An 18,130-nucleotide genomic window follows, 5' to 3' on the forward strand; every position below is an offset into this window, starting at 1 on the left:
CTGTCGTGCCACCAGCGGCAGCGGGAACGGCGCGAAGGTGCAGATCTACAGCTGCTGGGCGGCGACAACCAGAAATGGACGTGGAGCGGACGTTCCTGAATCTGCGTCGGTCAGCTCATGGCTTCGCCGCAACCGGTGGCCGGTTGCGGCGGAGCGCGCGCAAAAGGACTGCGAGCGTCGTCGGGTTCACACGCCCGTGATGGTCCATTGGTTGTTGGTGCTGTTGTTCGGCGTCCACATGGCCACGGTGGAGCCGGCGGTGCTGTTGCCCATACCGTCGAGGGCCGTGCCGGTGCCGCGGTTGATGATCTGGTGGCGGCCGTTGCCCATGTTGTTGAGGCGCCACTGCTGGTTGTTGCCGCCATTCCACGCCGCCTGCCTGGCGTTGGCGCCGTTGGCGGTGTTGCCCCAGCTGTCGGCGACCATGCCGTTGGTGCGGTTGACGATGCGGTACCACCCGCCGCCCAGGTCCACGAGCTGCCACTGCAGGTTGGTGCTGCCGTCCCAGTTCCACTGCTTGAGGTTCGCCCCGGAGGTGACATTCCCGCCGCTGTCCAGCACCAGGCCGGTGGTCGCGTTGGTGATCCGCACGTAGGTCGCCGGCGCGGGGCCGCCGGACCCGGTCATGCGGTACGTACGACCGGCTTGGCCGGTCAGTCTGATGACGTCGTTCTCGGGTTTGGTGACGCTGACCGTATCGCCGGTCGTGGTGTCGACCACCTGGTAGGTTCCGGCGAAGATCCGGCTGCGCACGTTGACCGTCCCGTCACGGTCGAACCTGATGAGGATCTCGGTGGCCCCACCGGAGCTCCACGTGGCGTCCACGGTGTATCCGCCGCGCCCCCGAAGACCCAGCACCTTCCCGCTCGGCCAGGCCGCCGGCAGCGCCGGCAACACGTGCAGCTCGCCGTTGTGGCTGTGCAGCAGCATCTCCGCGATGCCGGACGTCGCGCCGAAGTTGCCGTCGATCTGGAACGGCGGGTGCAGGTCGAACATGTTCGGCGCGAGCCGGGCCGTCGTCACGAGCGCGCGGATCAGGTCGTGCGCCCGCGTGCCCTCCTCCATCCGCGCCCAGTAGTTGATCTTCCAGGCCAGCGACCACCCCGTACCGTCGTCACCGCGCAGTTCGAGGGTGCGCCGCGCGGCGGTGTACAGCGCGGGGGTGCCGCGCTTGGTGATCTGGTTGCTGGGATGCAGGCCGTAGAGGTGGGAGATGTGCCGGTGGTTCTGCTCGGTCTCGACCCAGTCGTACAGCCACTCCTGGATGTTGCCGCGTGAGCCGACCCGCATCGGCGGGAGCCGGTCCCGGGCGGCCAGGACCTGCGCCCGGAAGCTCGCGTCCGTGCTGAGCAGCTCGCCGGCCTTGGCGCAGCCGTTGAACAGGTCCCGCAGGATCTGGTTGTCCATCGTGGGCCCGGCGCACACGCTGACGCCCGCGTGGTGGGTGAGTTCGGGCGAGTTCGACGGGTTCGTGACCAGATATTTGAGACTCGGTTCCTCCACGAGAGTCTCCAGGAAGAACTGCGCGGCCCCCTTCATCGCCGGGTAGTACTGCCGGAGGAAGTCGAGGTCGCCGGTGAAGAGGTAGTGATCCCAGACCATGGTGGCCAGCCATGCGCCGCCGGTCTGCCACATGCCCCAGGTCGCGCCGTCGACGACCGAGCTGCCCCGCCAGCCGTCGGTGTTGTGGTGGGTCACCCAGCCGCCGGCGTTGTACTGCACTCGGGCGGTGCGCGCGCCGGTGACCGTGAGGTCGTTGATCATTCTGAACACCGGCTCGTAGCACTCCGCCAGGTTGGTCGTGTCGGCCGGCCAGTAGTTCATCGGCAGGTTGGCGTTGAGGGTGTACTTCGAGTCCCAGGCCGGGGTCAGGGAGTCGTTCCAGATGCCCTGCAGGTTGGCGGGCTGGGTGCCGGGACGCGAGGAGGAGATCAGCAGGTAACGGCCGTACTGGAACAGCAGCGCCGAGAACTGCGGGTCGTTGCTGTTCGCGTGCTGCGCGATCCGGACGTCGGTCGGCTGGTCGGCCGCCGCGGTGCGGCCGAGGTCGAGCGTCGTCCGCCCGAACAGCCGCTGGTAGTCGGCGACGTGCCGGCCGCGCAGGTCGTCGTAGGTCCTCGTGACGGCGGCGTCGAGGTGACGCCGGGCGATGCCCTGGTGGTCGCCGCTGACGTCCTTGTAGTTCACGTAGCCGGAGCCGATGGAGATCAGCACCGTCACGCTGTTGGCGGCCCTCACCTGCAGCGTGCCGCCGGAGCTGCTGACACTGCCGCCTTCGGCGACGGCCCGGGCCAGTGCCAGGAACCTGACTTTGCCGGCCAGGCCCCTCTGGTCGCCGGAGATGCCGTCGAGCGCCACCGTCGTGCCGTCCGGGCTGGAGCGCGTCGTCCGCTGCGGACTGTCGAACGTCGCGGAGAACGTGATCGAGCCGGGCCTGTCGGCGGTCAGTCGGAGGGCGATCACCTGGTCCGGCGCGCTCGCGAGCACCTCGCGCCGATACCGCACGCCGTTCTGCAGGTACGTCACCGTCGTGGTGGCAGTGGTCAGGTCCAGCCAGCGGTTGTACTCCGAGACGCCGGTGGCGCTGCCGAAGGTCAGTCGCAGGTTGCCCACGGGCTGGTACGCCAGCTGAGCCGAAGGGTTGCCCAGCATGTTCTGGTCGACAAGGCTCTGGGCCTGGCTCCACTGGTTCTGGAAGACCAGCTGCCGGATCTGCCCCAGCGCCGCCGCACCCTTCGGGTTGCTCTGGTCGTACGGCCCACCGGCCCAGACGGTGTCCTCGTTGAGCTGCAGCCGCTCGGTGTCGATGTTGCCGAACACCATGGCGCCCAGGCGACCGTTGCCGATCGGAAGCGCCCGCAGCCACTCCGTGCCGGCGCTCTCGTCGTACCACAGCGCCAGGTCGTTCGCGGCGCTCACCTCCGGAGGGGGCGCCGAAGCGGCCCGCGCCGCGGCCGTCCATTGCAACGGCAACAGCGCGGCTCCAGCTCCGGCCGCGCCGAATCTCAGCGCTTGTCTTCGCGATAAATCAGCCATTTCGGTTCTCCAAGCCCATGGGGGTGGCGGGTGGGTGGCCTCCGTCGGGCACGAGCACGAGCCCTGCACCATGTACGTGCCTGCGTGCTCGTCGCCTTCGCCGGGGCGATGACTCGCCCCGGCGATGGCGCGTGGTCAGCTGTCACGGGCTGTCAGACGCGGGTCCATTGCTGGTTGGTGCCGCCGTGGCAGCTCCAGATCTGCACCTTGGCGCCGTTGGCGGTGCCGTACCCGGACACGTCCAGGCACTTGTTCGCGCCGACCGCGGTGATGGTGCCGTCGGCGTTGAGGCGCCACTTCTGGTTGTTCTGCCCGTTGCAGTCCCAGATGATCACAGCGGTGCCGTCCGCCGTCCCGGCCCCGTTCACGTCCAGGCACTTGCCGCCGTACACCCGCAGCTCACCCGCGGCCGTCGACGTCCACTGCTGGTTGGACTGGCCGCCGCAGTCCCAGATCTGCACCTGCGCGCCGTTGGCCTGCGAGGCGCCGCTGACGTCCAGGCACCGCCCGGACCCCACACCCTTGAGCGCGCCCGTCGCCGGCGGATTACCCGTGGGGGTCGGCGTCGGGTTGCCGCCTCCGAACTGCGTGAAGAAATTCCACACCACTGGCCTGGTCCACGAATTCTCGCCGGGTTCGAAGTCGCCGGGTTTCCCGTCCACGGGACCGGGAGTGTGACCCGCGTCGAATGCCGCCCATGCGACCGGATACCCGGCCCTGCACCCCGAGTAGTAGGTGACGATGTGCGTCAGGCTGCCCTGCGCCGGCTCCGGCGGGTTCTGGGGCGTGCAGCCGTTGTTCCTGACGAACCTGTCGCGCAGCGACCGGCCCGCGGAGATGTTGAGCACCGGATCCCTGAGGCCGTGCAGTCCGATGTACGCGACGGGCTCGGTGCCGCCGCTGCAACCGCTGAGCTGCGCGCCGGCGTAGACCGCCACCGCGCGGAAGACCGTCGCCCGGGCGCACGCGAGCGCGTAGCTCATGCCGCCGCCGTAGCTGAAGCCCAGGGCGAAGCGCTGGGCGGTGTCCACACAGAGGTCCGCCTCGATCCGGCGGATCATGTCGTCGACGAAGGTGACGTCCTCACCGCCCGAGTTGGCCCAGCCGTTGTTGATTCCCTGAGGCGCGATGAAGATCGCGGTGTTGTTCGACAACGCCCTGAGCCCGTAATAGGACCAGGGGTACCCGCTGGTTCCGCCCGAGTCGACATCGTTGGCGGTGCCGCCGTTCCAGTGGAACCCGAATATCAATCGGTAGGGAGTGGTGTTGTTGTAGTTGTCCGGAATTCTCAGGATGTAGCTGCGATTTTTGCCGCTGGTCGTAATCGACTGTGGACCGCTTCTCAGTGTCGGAGCCTTGCCGCATCCCGCGGTGGGCGCGAGGGCGCTCTGTTGCGCGAGCGACGGGGGCGCGCTGTCGCCCAGCGCCGTATGCACCGTGGCCAGGACGACGAGCAGTACAGCGGACGCGATAGCGGTTAAGAGATACCTGAGCCTCGACATCACGCAAATTCCTTTGCCGTTCTCGTGGTGACACACATTAACTGGGAAGCCACTTTCACCACCTTTTCCGAGAGGTGAGGGCGTCGGCGGCCGGCCGGTCGAGTTCCCGAAGTGTTAGCGCTCACTCAATGCCGCCGCAATCGGATCTCCTTTCTTCCGGGCGGCTGGAGGCGATGGTGCAGCGGAGCAAATATGACCGTGACAAGACCTGTCAAGGCTCGCTCTTGTGCCAATGAGGGCCTATGCCTGAGACGACCCCGCCGCTCCGGCGCCTGACCAGGAGAAGCGGTCATGGCCATCGCTGACGCCTCGCGATGAAACTTTCACGGGCGGTCAATCGAATCGTTCCGCGCGCCCGGTCTCGCGGGTGTGGCCGTACTAACGCCGCAGCCGTACGGGATCGGCCGTTCCGCTGCGGCGGACGATCCAGGCCTCGGTGATGTGATTGAACATCGCCTCGGCGGCGCCGCCGGGATCGTGGGCGGCGATGCGTTCGTAGATGCGGCGGTGGCCGAGGTTCGACGCCACGCACAGGGCCCGCTCGGTCCGGCCCAGGTATCGGGCGGTGTTGACGACCTGGCTTTCCAGCGCCCGTACGACGCCACGGGCGATGCGGTTCCCCGACGCCCGCATAATCGTGTCGTGGAAGGCGCGATCGCTTTCGGCGTATGTGACCGGGTCGTCCACGAGCTCGTCCATCCGGTCCACCAACGCGCGCAGCTGCTCCATGGTCTCCGGCTCGGCCAGGCGGGCGGCGACGTTGGCCATGTCGGACTCCAGCACGCGCCGTGTGACGACGAGGTCGTCGAGAATCGCCAGACTCTCGTCCTCGGCGATAGTCGCGGCGAGGACCAACTCGTCGAGCATGTCCCACATCGCCGGTGGGGTCACCATGGTGCCGGAGCCCTGGCGGACCCGTACGAGTCCCTTCTCCTGCAGGAGTTTCACTGCTTCGCGCACGACGGTGCGGCTCACGGAGAAGGCCTCGCACAGCGCGGGCTCGGGGGGCAGCGGTGTGCCCGGCGGGTGCACACCGCGAACGATGCGCTCCACCAGCTCGGCTGTCACCGCTCCGGCGAGACTGGCCGGGCGTCGTACCCAGGCCGGTGGCGCCGGGACACTGCCGGACGTTTCTTGCGATGCCGTCATGTCGCCTCCGGTGGCCTGGCAAGTGACAGCGCCACCGCGCCAGTATACGTGAGCTCCATTGACGTTATACGTCATACGAATTACGTTTGACGCCGGAGACGTCAGGGGAGCAGCAATGAAGCAGCGAGCGTTATGGTCGGCCTTGATGGTCGCGGCACTGGCCGTGGCCGGCTGTGGGAGCGCGGCCCGGACGGACTCCCCCTCTGGGGACTCGCAGCAGAAGCAGCAGAAGCTCGTGGTCTGGGACTGGAAATCCGGTGAGCCGGCCGCCACCGCCTACATCGAGAAGGCCAAGGCCGACTTCGCCAAGCGGCATCCGGGCGTCACCGTCGAGTTCGTCGCCCAGCCGTTCGACCAGTACTACACCCTGCTCGGCACGGCGATCCAGTCCAGCAAGGGGCCCGACGTCATGCTCTTCAACGGGGGCGGGCAGATCCGCGACCGGGTCGACGCGCTCCTTCCGCTGGACCAGTACGTGGCCGAGGACAAGAGCCGGCTGGCGGGCTGGGACGCCTTCAGCAAGGACGGCAAGATCTACGCCGCACCGGTGACCCTGCAGGGGCACCCGATCTACTACAACAAGACGCTCTACGAGAAGGCCGGTCTCGACCCGGCGAACCCGCCCAAGACCTGGAACGAGTTCGTCAGCGGCTGCGCCGCCATCAAGAAGGCGACCGGGGCCACGTGCTTCGCGCTTGGCAACAAGGAGGGCGCCGGAATCCAGTTCTTCATGTCGGGCCTCGGATCCGGCGTCCTGACGCCTCAGGAGTACGACGACTGGATCGCCGGGAAGCGTGACTGGACCTCTCCTCACGTGAAGCAGATCTTCGAGCTGTGGAAGGACGCCGGCGACAAAGGGCTGAACAACGACGGTGCCAACTCCACCGCGATGTTCACCGACATCTTCAGAGTCTTCGAGACCGGTAAGGCCGCTCACATCATCGGGCTGATGTCGGACATCGGGCACTGGAAGGATTTCGGCGAGTTCCTGCCGCCCGACAAGATAGGCGTCATGCAGGCCCCCGTCGTCACCGACGGAGCCACCCCGAGCCTTCCGTACGACGGCGGCATCGGCTACGGGGTCGCCAAGTGGACGAAGGCCCCCGAACTGGCCGCCGATCTGGTGCGATCCCTGACCTCGACCGACGCCTTGACGGCGTTCTACTCCAAGGCCGGCGCGATCGCTTCCGACACGACGATCGACGTCTCGCAGGCCGGCCCGGCCGCCGCCACGATCGCGTCCGAGATCAAAACCGGCAAGCCCGCCCTGCACGTGGCGCTGTCCTCCAAGACCCTGGACCTGATGGGAAGGCTGTCCCAGCAGCTCCTGAGCGGGTCGACCACCGTGGACAAGGCCGTGGAGCAGCTGGCCGCCTCCGACCGGGCGGGCTGACCGCGTGCCGATCGGAGGCCCGTCGCCGTTGGTCCGCCCGGCCGGCTCCGGGCGGGCCGACGCAGCGACCGTCAAGCACCGGGGACGCCGCCGGGACGCCCGTACCACCCGTGGGGCGCGCGCCGAGCGCCTCGCGCCCTACGTCCTGGTGGCCCCGGCCGTACTGATCATCGTGGTGCTGCGGCTGTGGCCGCTGGTCCTGGGGGTCAACTTCTCGTTCACGGGTGACGGCGAGCTCAACGGAACCCCCGTCGGCCTGAGCAACTACCTGGAATTGGCCGGCGATCCGTTGTTCCGCACCGCGCTGCGCAACGTCGGGCTGCTGGTGCTGCTGCTTCCCGTGGCGGTCGCGATCCCGGGTCTGCTCGCGACCTTCATCTATCTGCGCGTGCCGGGTCACCGGGTCTACCGCAGCGTCTATTTCTTCCCGGCCGTGCTCTCACCGGTGATCGTCGGCGCGATCTTCAACCTCATGCTCGGGTTCGACGGCCCGTTGAACGCCGTCCTCGGGGCGATCGGCGTCGGCCCCGTCGACTGGCTCGGCGATCCGGGCATCGCCATGTTCACGGTCGTCGGCGTGCACATATGGGCGACGTTCGGGATGGCCCTGGTGGTGTTCCTCGCCGGATTCAGCACCCTGGACGCCTCGCTGCTGGACGCCGCCCGCGTGGACGGCGCGTCGCTCCGCCAGACCATCTGGCACGTGATCATCCCGAGCCTGACGCGCACCATTCAATTCGTCTTCGTGACCACGATGATCGGGATGCTGACGTCCATGTTCGGCCTGCTCTTCGTCATGACCAGCGGGGGCCCGGAGGGGGAGACCTACCTGCCGGAGTACTACATCTGGCACCAGCAGGGACAGATGAACCAGCCGGCGCTCGCCTCGGCCGCCTCGACGGTGCTCTTCGTCGTCATGCTCGTGGTGGGGCTCCTGCAGATCACTGTGCTCCGCCGCGCGGGGAGGCAGGACTGATGCCCGGCAGGCGTCTGGCCAGGTGGGGGGCCGCCGTTCCGATGGCCGTTCTCGCGCTGGCCACGATCTATCCTCTCGTGTTCACCGCCAACGTCGCGATGAAGACCCGCCGTGACTACATCCTCGACCGGTTCTCCCCGGCAGGTTCCCTGCGCTGGGACAACCTCGCCGAGGCGTGGGCCGGCGCCGGAATGGCGCAGTACTTCGTCAACTCGTTCATCGTCGTGGCATTCGCCGTGGCCCTGCTGCTGCTGTTCGGGTCGATGGCGGGCTTCGCGCTGAGCCAGCTGCGCTTCCGCGGCTCTTCGGTGATCTTCCTGGGCTGTCTCGCGGGGTTGTTCATCCCGTTCCAGGTGATCATGGTGCCGCTCACCAGGGTCATGGCCGACAGCGGGCTCATCGACACCTATCCGGGACTGATCCTGGCCTACGTCGCGCAGTTCCTCCCGTTCACCGTCTTCCTGATGACGAGCCACTACAGGACCATTCCGGCGGAGATCGTCGACGCGGCCAGGATCGACGGGAACACGGTGTACGGCGTGTACCGGCGGATCATGCTCCCGCTGGGAGTTCCGGCACTGGTGTCGGTCGGCATCCTCGACGCCCTGTTCTGCTGGAACGACGTGCTCATCTCCCTGCTCATGATGCCGTCGCCCGAGCATCGCACCCTGATGATCGGGGTCAACGCGTTGCGCGGACAGTATTCCGACGACATCCCCACCTTCGCCTCGGGAGTCCTGATCGCTGCGATACCCGTGCTGATGATCTATCTGTTCCTCCAGCGCCAGATCGCCGACGGCGTCACCGCCGGTTCCACGAAGGGCTGACATGCGGATCACGGGGTATCGCACCACGACGACGGTCCAGGAGTGGGGCCGTCCCGTCGGTGACGCCAACGGCGTCTTCGCCGACGGAGTCGTCTTGGTGCCGCTCGTCATGGTGGACACCGACGAGGGGATCACCGGCATCGGCCTCGGGCCGCACGTGGAGATCGACGCTGTCTTCGCCGCGATCGAGGGCGAGGATCCGCGCGGCGTGACGGCGCTCTACGACCGCATGCTGCGGCAGACCTTCAAGGCGGGCCACGCCGGCGCCGTCTTCGGCACGATCGGCGCACTCGACACCGCCCTGTGGGACATCAAGGCGCAGGCGGCCGGTGAACCGCTCTGGCGGCTGCTCGGCGGACGCGACCGGCGGGTGCCCGCCTACGCCTCGGGCCTCGACATCGGCCTGACCGACGACGAACTCGTCTCGGCCTACCAGGTCTACGCCCAGCACGGTCTGCGCGCGGCCAAGATCAAGGGCGGCCTCGACATCGAAAGCGACCGGCACCGCCTGACGCTGGTACGGGATGTCCTGACTGAGGCGAGGCACGGATCGCGGCCGGGCCTGATGCTCGACGTGAACGAGGCCTGGACCCGTAAGCAGGCGGTCCGGCACGTCTGCGAGCTCGAACGCACGCTGGATCTGACGTGGATCGAAGAGCCGGTCCGGCGGTGGGACGCCGAGGGCCTGGCCGCCGTCGGCCGCGGGATCCGCGCCTCCGTCGCCACGGGGGAGAACCTCACCGGGCTCGAGCAGTTCCGTCCGCTGCTGGCCGCGGGGGCCGTCGACATCGTCCAGACGGCCGTGGTCTGGGGGGTGACCCACTTCCTCCGGGTGTCCACGCTGGCGCACGCCCATGACCTGCCGGTCAGCCCGATCGGCGCCACGCCGGTCGCGCTGCTGCACGCCGCGACGTCGGTGCCGAACCACCTGGCCAGCGAGTTGCAGGACCTGCACCCGCCGCTCGGAGTGTCGCTCGACCTGTACGTCGAGGACGGCGCGTTCATCCTCGGAGACTCGCCGGGCCTCGGCATCACGATCGACGAGCACGCGATCAACGCGTTCACCCGCCGGCCGGACGCCAGGGCCGCCGAGGGCCCCAACATCCGGCCGGAGCATGCCGGACGACGCCTGCTGGCGGTCACCGGCGGCTTCCAGCAGACCTAGTGTCATGCGCCCCTCTCCGGTGTCCGGCCTCGTCCGGATGCCGGCCATCGTCCCCCGGCGGGGTAGGTGGCCGGCATCCGGTTTCGCCGAGGGTCCCGTCCTGGGACCGGGTCAGCGGTAGCCGGCGGCGATGATGTTGGCCTGGACGGCGTTCTCCGTGGCGTCCGTGGGATAGCCGGCCACCATGGCTCCTTCGTAGAAGGTTCCGGCGCTGAGATTGGCGCCGCCGTCGGGCTTGCAGCAGTCGCCGCCGCTTCCCAAGATGATGGCCCCCTGCTTCTTCATCGGGCTGTAGCCGTTGGGGAGCGGCCCGTCGTACAGGGTGTACAGGCTGCCGGACTGCGCGTTGCTGCCCTTGATGGCGAACCGGGTCGTGCCGTTGTTCTTCAGCGTGGCGGTGACGAACTTGTGGGGGAAGGCCCGCTGGTTGGGGTTCCACGACTGGCTGCCGCCGGGGTAGAGCCCCCATTCGAGGTCCGCCTGGACCCAGGGGCCGGTCCCCTGACAGCCGCCGAACCAGCACTGGGTGCTGAAGTTGATGGCGTCCATGGCGCCGGCGGCGTCGGCCTTCCTGGTCGTCTCGCTGTTGCCGTAGTCGAAGCAGCAACCGCCGTTGACGTGGGTGCCGCTGGTGACCATGTACATGCCCTCCGGTGCGCTGCCGGTGGGCACGCCGGTCAGGTGGCCGTCCCGCCAGTAGCTGTTGCCGGGGTTGATGTAGAGCGAGTACGCCTTGCCGCCGCCGACGGTGAGCGACTCGGTGGTCGCGATCGCGGGCCTGCTTTGAGGGGAGCCGGGGACCACGCTGGATCCCTGGTACCACAGATCGTTGCCGCGCCCGGACTGGTCGTAAACGACGGTCATGACGCACGTGGTGCCGGCGCAGAACGAGTCCTGGGCCGCGGCGTCGGCGACACCGCCCGCGCTCAGCACGCCGATGTTCCTGGTCGTGTTGTCCGAGGAGCGCCTGACCTGGTACAGGTTGCCGTTGTACGAGCCGTAGAGCGCCCGTGTCGTGCTGTGCGCGGCCACACATGGCGTGCCGCCGGAGGCGTAGATGTCGCACGGGCGCGCGCCGGGCGGCTGCGGGGTCGGCGTCGGCGTGGGCTCGGCTCCGGTGGTCCATTTCTGGTTGGTGCCGCCGTGGCAGGTCCAGATGTGCACCTTGGTGCCGTTGGCGGTGCCGTACCCGGACACGTCCAGGCACTTGTTCGCCCCCATCGCCGTGATGGTGCCGTCGGCGTTGAGGCGCCACTTCTGGTTGTTCTGCCCGTTGCAGTCCCAGATGATCACGCTGGTGCCGTCCGCGGTGCCGGCCCCGTTCACGTCCAGGCATTTGCCGCCGTAGACCCGCAGCTCACCGGAACCGGTGGAGGTCCACTGCTGGTTGGACTGGCCGTTGCAGTCCCAGATCTGCACCGGCGCGCCGTTCGTCTGCGAGGCGCCGCTGACGTCCAGGCACCGCCCAGACCCCACGCCCACCAGCGGCGCGGTCGCTGCCGATGCCGGTGCCGACCAGGTCAGGGCGGCGGCCAGGAGCGTTGCCAGTGCCGCCACCACAGATGCGACGACGGCCGCCCGAGCGCGCCACCCACGCCTCGAACGGCTCGATAAGGGAACGGATGAAGGCTGCATTGTCGTACTCCTCGGAGGTAGGGCGAGACGGAGACAGCCGCGCTTGGAGAGCGATGCGAATCGATTCGCTAATGTGCTGAATCAGCTGAGGAGGGGGAGACAGCGGCGTACAGCGAAGCACATACGACGGGCGGACCGACTGTCAAGGCTCCGTCCTGTCCGCCTGCCTGCCGGAAGCCCTGCCCGGGGGCACTCATCGGCGACGCTCGCAGTCGGGCTCGATGAAACGTTCATCTGCCGCCGGCTCGTCTGATCAGGTCCCGTCGGTTCCCAACTGGGCGAACCGGTTCGGATGGCCGGCTCACTGGGACGAGAAGAGGCGCTGCTGGATCTCTCTCCGGTAGTCGTCGAGGGTGTTGTCGATGTGCGTGGCCGCGGCCTGGGCGGCCGCTTCGGGGTCACCGGCGCGGATGGCCTGGTAGATGGCGTCGTGCTCCTCGACGGCCTTGGCGGCGTGCCCGCCCACCGAGCCGCGCAGCCCGATGAGGCTGGACTGCGCCTGCAGCCTGCGGGCCTCCCGCACGGCGACCTGGAGAAACACATTGTGCGAGGCCGTGGCGACGGCGGCATGAAAGGTGTCGTCGCCCTCGTTGAACAGCTCCTCGCGTCCCGTCTCGAAGCCGTGGCGGCACCTGCCGGCTGCCTCCTCGATGGCCCTCAGCTCCGCAGGAGTGGCGCGGCGGGCGGCCAGCCGGCTGGTCTCCATCTCCTGCGTGCGGCGGAACTCGAACAGCATGTAGACGTGGTCGAGGTCGGTCGGGAGGAAGAAGGACGCCCAGCGCCCGGTGCCGAGCATCCCCTCGTCGTCGGCCACGTACAGGCCGCGGCCCTTCTGGGCGCGCACCCGGCCGAGCGCGGAGAGTATCTTCACCGCCTCGCGGACCACGGTGCGGCTGGTGCCCAGTTGCCGGGCCAGCTCGATCTCGGTCGGCATGCGGTCGCCCGGTCGCAGGCCGAGTCGGACGATGAACTCCAGTACCTGCTCGGCTGCCACCTCGTAACCCGGCCGGTATCCGCTCTCGCGCGGGGTGTCGGTCACCGTGCTTCCTCCTCGCCGTTCCCTGCAAAGTATGACTGATGAGGTGCCCTCTTAAGCTCGGACGTAGTGCCGATTAGTGCGACACATATGAACGGTTCATCCGAGAGCGATCGGCGCGGGCATACGCAGTGGCAGGCATCGCCGCTGGTAAAAGAAGGAAAGCGGCTAACTGTCGCCATGCCTTGTGTGTGCGAATGGTGAAATAAGCGGGCTTAAGGCCTTGACGGGTATCAATACTCACAACGTAATTAGTAGCGAAGACCCTCAGAAGGGCGTCACCTGCCTGAGCAGCAGGGCGTGACCTGGCCACACCCGTCCCCCCAAAGGAACCACCGTGCAGTCATCTTCGCCCGTCACGGCGCTGAGACCGATTCTGATCGGCATCGTCGCTGCGGCGCTGGCCGCGGCGTTCGCCCTCGTCGCCGCCGCCACCCCGGCCCTTGCCGCCACCACGACCCTGTACGCGTCACCTGCCGGCACCGGCACCGCCTGCACGTCCGCCCAGCCGTGCTCGCTGGCCGCGGCGCAAACGGCGGTACGTTCGCTGAACGCCGAGATGTCCGGTGACATCGTCGTGGAGCTGGCCGGCGGAGTGTACCGGCTGTCCGCGCCGCTCCGGCTGGCCGCCGCAGACTCCGGGAACAACGGCTACTCCGTCAGATGGCAGGCCGCGGCAGGGGCCGTTCCGGTCATCAGCGGAGCCAGGGCGGTCACCGGCTGGTCACTGGCCGACTCCGCGAAGAACATCTGGCGCGCCAACGTCGGCGCCGGGATCGACACCCGGCAGCTGTACGTCGACGGCGCGCTCGCCACCCGGGCGCGCACCGCCGTCAACCGGTCCGACTTCACCGCGAGCAGCATCGGGATGAGGTTCACCAGCGGCGCGCTGAGCTATCTGAACAACCTCGCCAACCAGGGCCGGATCGAGATGGAGAGCGTCGGTTCGTTTACCGACCGGTACGCGCCGGTGCAGAGCATCAGCGGAAACCTCATCACCATGCGGCAGCCCGCCTGGAACAACAACAACTTCGGGTATGACACCTTCACCAGCCCGCACCGGGCGGGGCCGCTCTACCTGGCCAACGCCTACGAGTTCCTCGACTCGCCGGGGGAGTGGTACCTTGACCCCGCGACCGGCGCCCTGTCCTACATCCCGCTCGCCGGACAGAACATGGGCAACCTCAGCGTGGAGCTGCCGGTGCTCCAGTCGCTGGTGCACGTCGGGGGCACGTACGACGCGCCCGCGCACCACATCACGTTCAGCGGGATCACCTTCACCGGCACGAGCTGGCTCGGCCCCAGCGGCAACCAGGGCTATGTGGACCAGCAGACCGGCGCCTACATGGCCGGCAACTGGAGCTGGCCCGCCTTCACCTCCTGCCATCAGGGCTGCCGCCAGTTCGAGGCGACCCGGCCGCACTGGTCCCAGATGCCCGCCGCCGTACAGGTCTCCGCGGCGAACACCATCACCTTCACCGACTCGCGCTTCGTCAACCTGGGACAGACGGCCATCGGCATCGGCAACGACGCCAACGCGCACGCCAGCGGTGTCGGACTGGGCGCCGCCGACATCACGGTGACCCGGTCGGAGATCGCCCGCAGCTCGGCCGGCGGCATCGTGGTGGGCGGCGTGCGCGCCGACGCTCACCACCCGAGTGACCAGCGGATGGTCAACCGGAACATCACCGTCAGCAACAACCGCATCCACGACCTCGGCCTGGACCACCGGGGCGTCGTCTCGGTCCTGACCACCTACGTCACCAACACCGACGTGTCCCACAACGAGGTCTACAACATGCCGTACACCGGCATGTCGATCGGGTACGGCTGGGGCGCCAACGAGCCGGGCGGCAGCACCCACTACGCCGACCGCGGCCTGTACGACTTCCAGCCGCGCTACACCACGGCCACCACCGCCTCCGGCAACCGGCTCATCGGCAACTACGTGCACGACGTCATGCAGCAGATGACCGACGGCGGCTGCATCTACACGCTGTCGTGGAACCCGGGCGCGGTGATCAGCGACAACCACTGCCTGCGCACCAACGGCTGGTTCGGCATCTACTTCGACGAGGGCTCCAGGTACTACACCGTCAGGAACAACGTGCTCTCGAACACCGGCACCTGGGCCACCGCCAACTACTGGTACGGCGAGAACATGGGCAACTTCACCGTCACCGGCAACTGGTCGACCAACGGCAGCACCAACATCACCAACGGCGACCGCGGCAATGTGGTGAACAACAACGTCACCGTCACCAACGGCGCCTGGCCGTCGGGCGCCCAGGCCGTGATGGCGTCCGCCGGGCCTCAGGGCGGGCCTTCGGGCAGCACGGGCGCGTTCAAGGGTGTGGGGTCCGGGCGGTGCCTGGACGTCAGCGGCGCCTCGCAGGCCAACGGCGCGCAGGTGCAGATCTGGGACTGCAACGGCCAGTCCAACCAGCAGTGGACCTCCACCAGCTCCGGTGAGCTGCGGGTCTACGGCGGCAAGTGCCTGGACGTGAACGGGGCCGGCACCGCGGACGGCACCAGCGTGATCATCTGGGACTGCAACGGGCAGAACAACCAGAAGTGGCGCCTCAACGCCGACGGCAGCATCACCGCGGTGGGGGCGAACAAGTGCCTGGACGTGTCCGGGTACGGCACCGCCAACGGCACCAAGGTGCAGATCTGGACCTGCACCGGCGGCACCAACCAGAAGTGGGCCCGCGCCTGACGCCGTCCGACGACGCGCCCTCGGCGCCCCACTGTCAGGAGGGAACACTCATGTCCCGACGTCCGTGGCTCACCTTGCTGACCACGATGGCGCTGGTCACTCCCGGAGCACTCGCGCTCAACGCCTCCCCGGCGAACGCCCTCGACATCCCGGCATCCGACTACCAGCAGGTCTCTCTCGCGGCGGGCGGTGCGGAGCTGGGTGAGGCGATGTCGCTGGCCGTGATGCCGAACCGGTCGGTGGTGCACACGGCGCGCGACGGCACGGTGCGCGTCACCGATGTCAACGGCAACACGAAGGTGGCCGGCAGGCTCAACGTCTACAGTCACGACGAGGAGGGCCTGCAGGGTGTGGCGGTGGACCCCGGCTTCGGGTCGAACCGGTACTTATGGCTCTACTACTCGCCGCGGCTGAGCACGCCGAACGGTGATGCGCCAAGCAACGGCACGCAGGCGCAGTTCGACCAGTGGAAGGGCGAGCTGCACCTGTCCCGCTTCACCCTCAAGCCGGACGACACTCTCGACATGGCCAGCGAGAAGGTGGTCCTGCGGGTCCAGAACGACCGCGGCCAGTGCTGTCACGTGGGCGGGGACATCGACTTCGACGCCGCCGGAAACCTCTACCTGACCACCGGCGACGACACCAACCCCTTCGAGTCGAGCGGCTACTCCCCGCTGGACGAGCGGACCGACCGCAACCCGCAGTTCGACGCCCAGCGCTCGGCCGCCAACACCAACGACCTGCGCGGCAAGCTCCTGCGCATCAAGCCGCAGCCCGACGGGACCTACACGATTCCCAGCGGCAACCTGTTCGCGCCGGGGACGGCGAAGACCCGGCCGGAGATCTACGCGATGGGCTTCCGCAACCCGTTCCGGATGAGCGTGGACAAGGCGACCGGCATCGTCTACCTCGGCGACTACGGGCCGGACGCGGGTGTGACCAACCCCAACCGCGGGCCGAGCGGGCAGGTGGAGTTCGACCGCATCACCGGCCCCGGCAACTACGGATGGCCGTACTGCACGGGCACGAACACCAGCAGCGAGACCTACAACGAATGGAACTTCGCCACCAACAGCACCGGTCCGAAGTACAACTGCGCGGGCGGCCCGGCCAACAACTCCTTCCGTAACACCGGCCTGACCACACTGCCTCCGGCGAAGCCGGCGTGGATCAGGTATGCGGGGGACGCCGGAAGCCCGCCGGAGTTCGGCTCAGGGTCGGAGTCGCCGATGGGTGGTCCGGTCTACCGTTACGACCCCAACCTGAACTCGGCGGTCAAGTTCCCCCAGGCGCTCGACGGGCGGTATTTCGCCGGTGAGTACGGCCGGCGCTGGATCAAGGCGATCGAGGTCAAGTCCGACGGCGCCTACGGGGAGATCTCGGCGTTCCCCTGGTCGGGGACGCAGGTGATGGACATGGCCTTCGGCCCTGACGGGGCCCTGTACGTCCTCGACTACGGCACTGGGAACAACAACCAGGCGCTGTATCGAATCGAGTACATCGGCAACGCCAACCGCAATCCGATCGCCAAGGCGTCCGCCGACAAGACGTCGGGCCCGGCTCCGCTGACGGTGAACTTCTCCTCGGCGGGCAGCTCCGACCCGGAGGGTGGCGCGCTGACGTACTCGTGGAGCTTCGGCGACGGCACCACCTCCACGGCGGCGAATCCGAGCAAGACCTACACCACGAACGGCGCCTACACGGCGACGCTCACGGTCCGGGACCCGCAAGGGCTCACCGGCACGGCGAGCGTGATCGTGAACGTCGGCAACACCGCGCCGACGGTCAGCCTCACCACCCCTGCCGACGGGCAGCTGTTCTCCTTCGGTGACACCGTGCCCTTCCAGGTCACCGTCACCGACCCGGAGGACGGCACCATCGACTGCGCCGGGGTCACCGTCGCCTACTTCATCGGCCACGACAGCCACCGCCACAAGATCACCTCCAAGACCGGCTGCTCGGACTCCATCTCGCTGCCGGCCGACGGTGAGCATGACACCGCGGCCAACATCTACGGCGTCTTCGAGGCCTCGTACACCGACAAGGGCGGTCTGACGTCCACAAGCGTCCGTACGCTCCAGCCGCGGCACCGGCAGGCCGAGCACTTCGGCGCCCAGCAGGGCATCCAGACGGCTGACCACGCCACCGCGGAAGGCGGCAAGACGGTCGGCTTCACCGACGACGGCGACTGGATCTCCTTCCAGCCGTACAACCTGGGCAACGCGACGAGGATCACCGCCCGGGTGTCCTCGGCCGGCGCGGGCGGCCGGATCGAGGTGCGGGCGGGCTCGGCGACGGGCACGCTGCTGGGAACGGTGAACGTGGCGAGCACCGGCAGCTGGGACGCCTTCACCGACGTCTCGGCGAACCTCAGCGGCGCGCCGGCCGGCACGACGACGCTGTACCTGGTCTTCCGCGGCCCGACAGGGCAGGGCTACCTGTTCGACGTGGACGCCTTCACCCTCGACACCGGCACCTCGCCCCCAGGGAGCACGAGTACGTTCAAGGGTGTGGGGTCTGGGCGGTGCCTGGACGTCAGCGGCGCCTCGCAGGCCAACGGCGCGCAGGTGCAGATCTGGGACTGCAACGGGCAGTCGAACCAGCAGTGGACCTCCACCGGTTCCGGTGAGCTGCGGGTCTACGGCGGCAAATGCCTGGACGTGAACGGGGCCGGCACCGCGGACGGCACCAG

General features: G+C 68.2%; 11 protein-coding genes. 6 read left to right on the forward strand and 5 right to left on the reverse strand.

The features are described 5' to 3' along the window. Nucleotides 1-186 precede the first annotated feature (186 nt). The 3 genes from ACIBVN_RS55900 to ACIBVN_RS55910 form a co-directional block, all read right to left on the reverse strand. Nucleotides 187-2,919, reverse strand: coding sequence for a glycosyl hydrolase family 95 catalytic domain-containing protein (locus tag ACIBVN_RS55900; protein ID WP_397150272.1), 2,733 nt, complete (start codon nt 2,917-2,919; stop codon nt 187-189). Between the two features lie 269 nt (nt 2,920-3,188). After that, entirely contained in the window at nt 3,189-4,538 is a 1,350-nt protein-coding gene (locus ACIBVN_RS55905) for a ricin-type beta-trefoil lectin domain protein (RefSeq protein WP_397150274.1), read from the reverse strand. 378 nt (nt 4,539-4,916) lie between these two features. Beyond that, nucleotides 4,917-5,687 carry a FadR/GntR family transcriptional regulator gene (locus ACIBVN_RS55910; protein ID WP_397150276.1) on the reverse strand — a complete coding sequence of 257 codons (771 nt, stop codon included), beginning with the start codon at nt 5,685-5,687 and terminating at the stop codon, nt 4,917-4,919. A 115-nt stretch (nt 5,688-5,802) separates the two neighbouring features. Between ACIBVN_RS55910 and ACIBVN_RS55915 the strand changes: the two genes are divergently transcribed. Genes ACIBVN_RS55915 through ACIBVN_RS55930 form a run of 4 tightly spaced genes read left to right on the forward strand, consistent with a single transcriptional unit; the run spans nt 5,803 to nt 10,048 of the window. Next, a complete protein-coding gene (locus ACIBVN_RS55915; RefSeq protein WP_397150278.1) occupies nt 5,803-7,080 on the forward strand; it encodes an ABC transporter substrate-binding protein in 1,278 nt (425 codons plus the stop codon). Between the two features lie 4 nt (nt 7,081-7,084). Then, nucleotides 7,085-8,056, forward strand: coding sequence for a carbohydrate ABC transporter permease (locus ACIBVN_RS55920; RefSeq protein WP_397150280.1), 972 nt, complete (start codon nt 7,085-7,087; stop codon nt 8,054-8,056). After that, the gene (locus tag ACIBVN_RS55925; RefSeq protein WP_397150282.1) at nt 8,056-8,883 is read left to right on the forward strand and encodes a carbohydrate ABC transporter permease; all 828 of its coding nucleotides are present in this window, start codon (nt 8,056-8,058) and stop codon (nt 8,881-8,883) included. Before ACIBVN_RS55920 ends, ACIBVN_RS55925 begins: the two co-directional genes overlap by 1 nt. 1 nt (nt 8,884) lies before the next feature. Then, complete coding sequence (locus ACIBVN_RS55930; RefSeq protein WP_397150284.1) at nt 8,885-10,048, forward strand: mandelate racemase/muconate lactonizing enzyme family protein; 1,164 nt, start codon at nt 8,885-8,887, stop codon at nt 10,046-10,048. A gap of 111 nt (nt 10,049-10,159) precedes the next feature. Here ACIBVN_RS55930 and ACIBVN_RS55935 read toward each other — a convergent pair whose 3' ends face one another. Both ACIBVN_RS55935 and ACIBVN_RS55940 read right to left on the reverse strand, forming a co-directional pair. Beyond that, nucleotides 10,160-11,605, reverse strand: coding sequence for an arabinofuranosidase catalytic domain-containing protein (locus ACIBVN_RS55935; RefSeq protein WP_397150286.1), 1,446 nt, complete (start codon nt 11,603-11,605; stop codon nt 10,160-10,162). A 379-nt stretch (nt 11,606-11,984) separates the two neighbouring features. Then, nucleotides 11,985-12,722, reverse strand: coding sequence for a FadR/GntR family transcriptional regulator (locus ACIBVN_RS55940; protein ID WP_397150288.1), 738 nt, complete (start codon nt 12,720-12,722; stop codon nt 11,985-11,987). Nucleotides 12,723-13,056: 334 nt separating this feature from the next. On the opposite strand from ACIBVN_RS55940, the gene ACIBVN_RS55945 reads away from it, so the two are divergent. Together ACIBVN_RS55945 and ACIBVN_RS55950 are read left to right on the forward strand one after the other, a co-directional pair. Next, on the forward strand, nt 13,057-15,438 hold the full coding sequence (locus ACIBVN_RS55945; protein WP_397150290.1) for an RICIN domain-containing protein: 2,382 nt from the start codon (nt 13,057-13,059) through the stop codon (nt 15,436-15,438). Nucleotides 15,439-15,488: 50 nt separating this feature from the next. Continuing rightward, a partial coding sequence (locus ACIBVN_RS55950; protein ID WP_397150292.1) for a carbohydrate-binding protein occupies nt 15,489-18,130 on the forward strand: 2,642 nt, incomplete at its 3' end.

It is taken from the genome of Nonomuraea sp. NPDC049400 (genome assembly GCF_044466425.1).
Lineage (GTDB): Bacteria > Actinomycetota > Actinomycetes > Streptosporangiales > Streptosporangiaceae > Nonomuraea.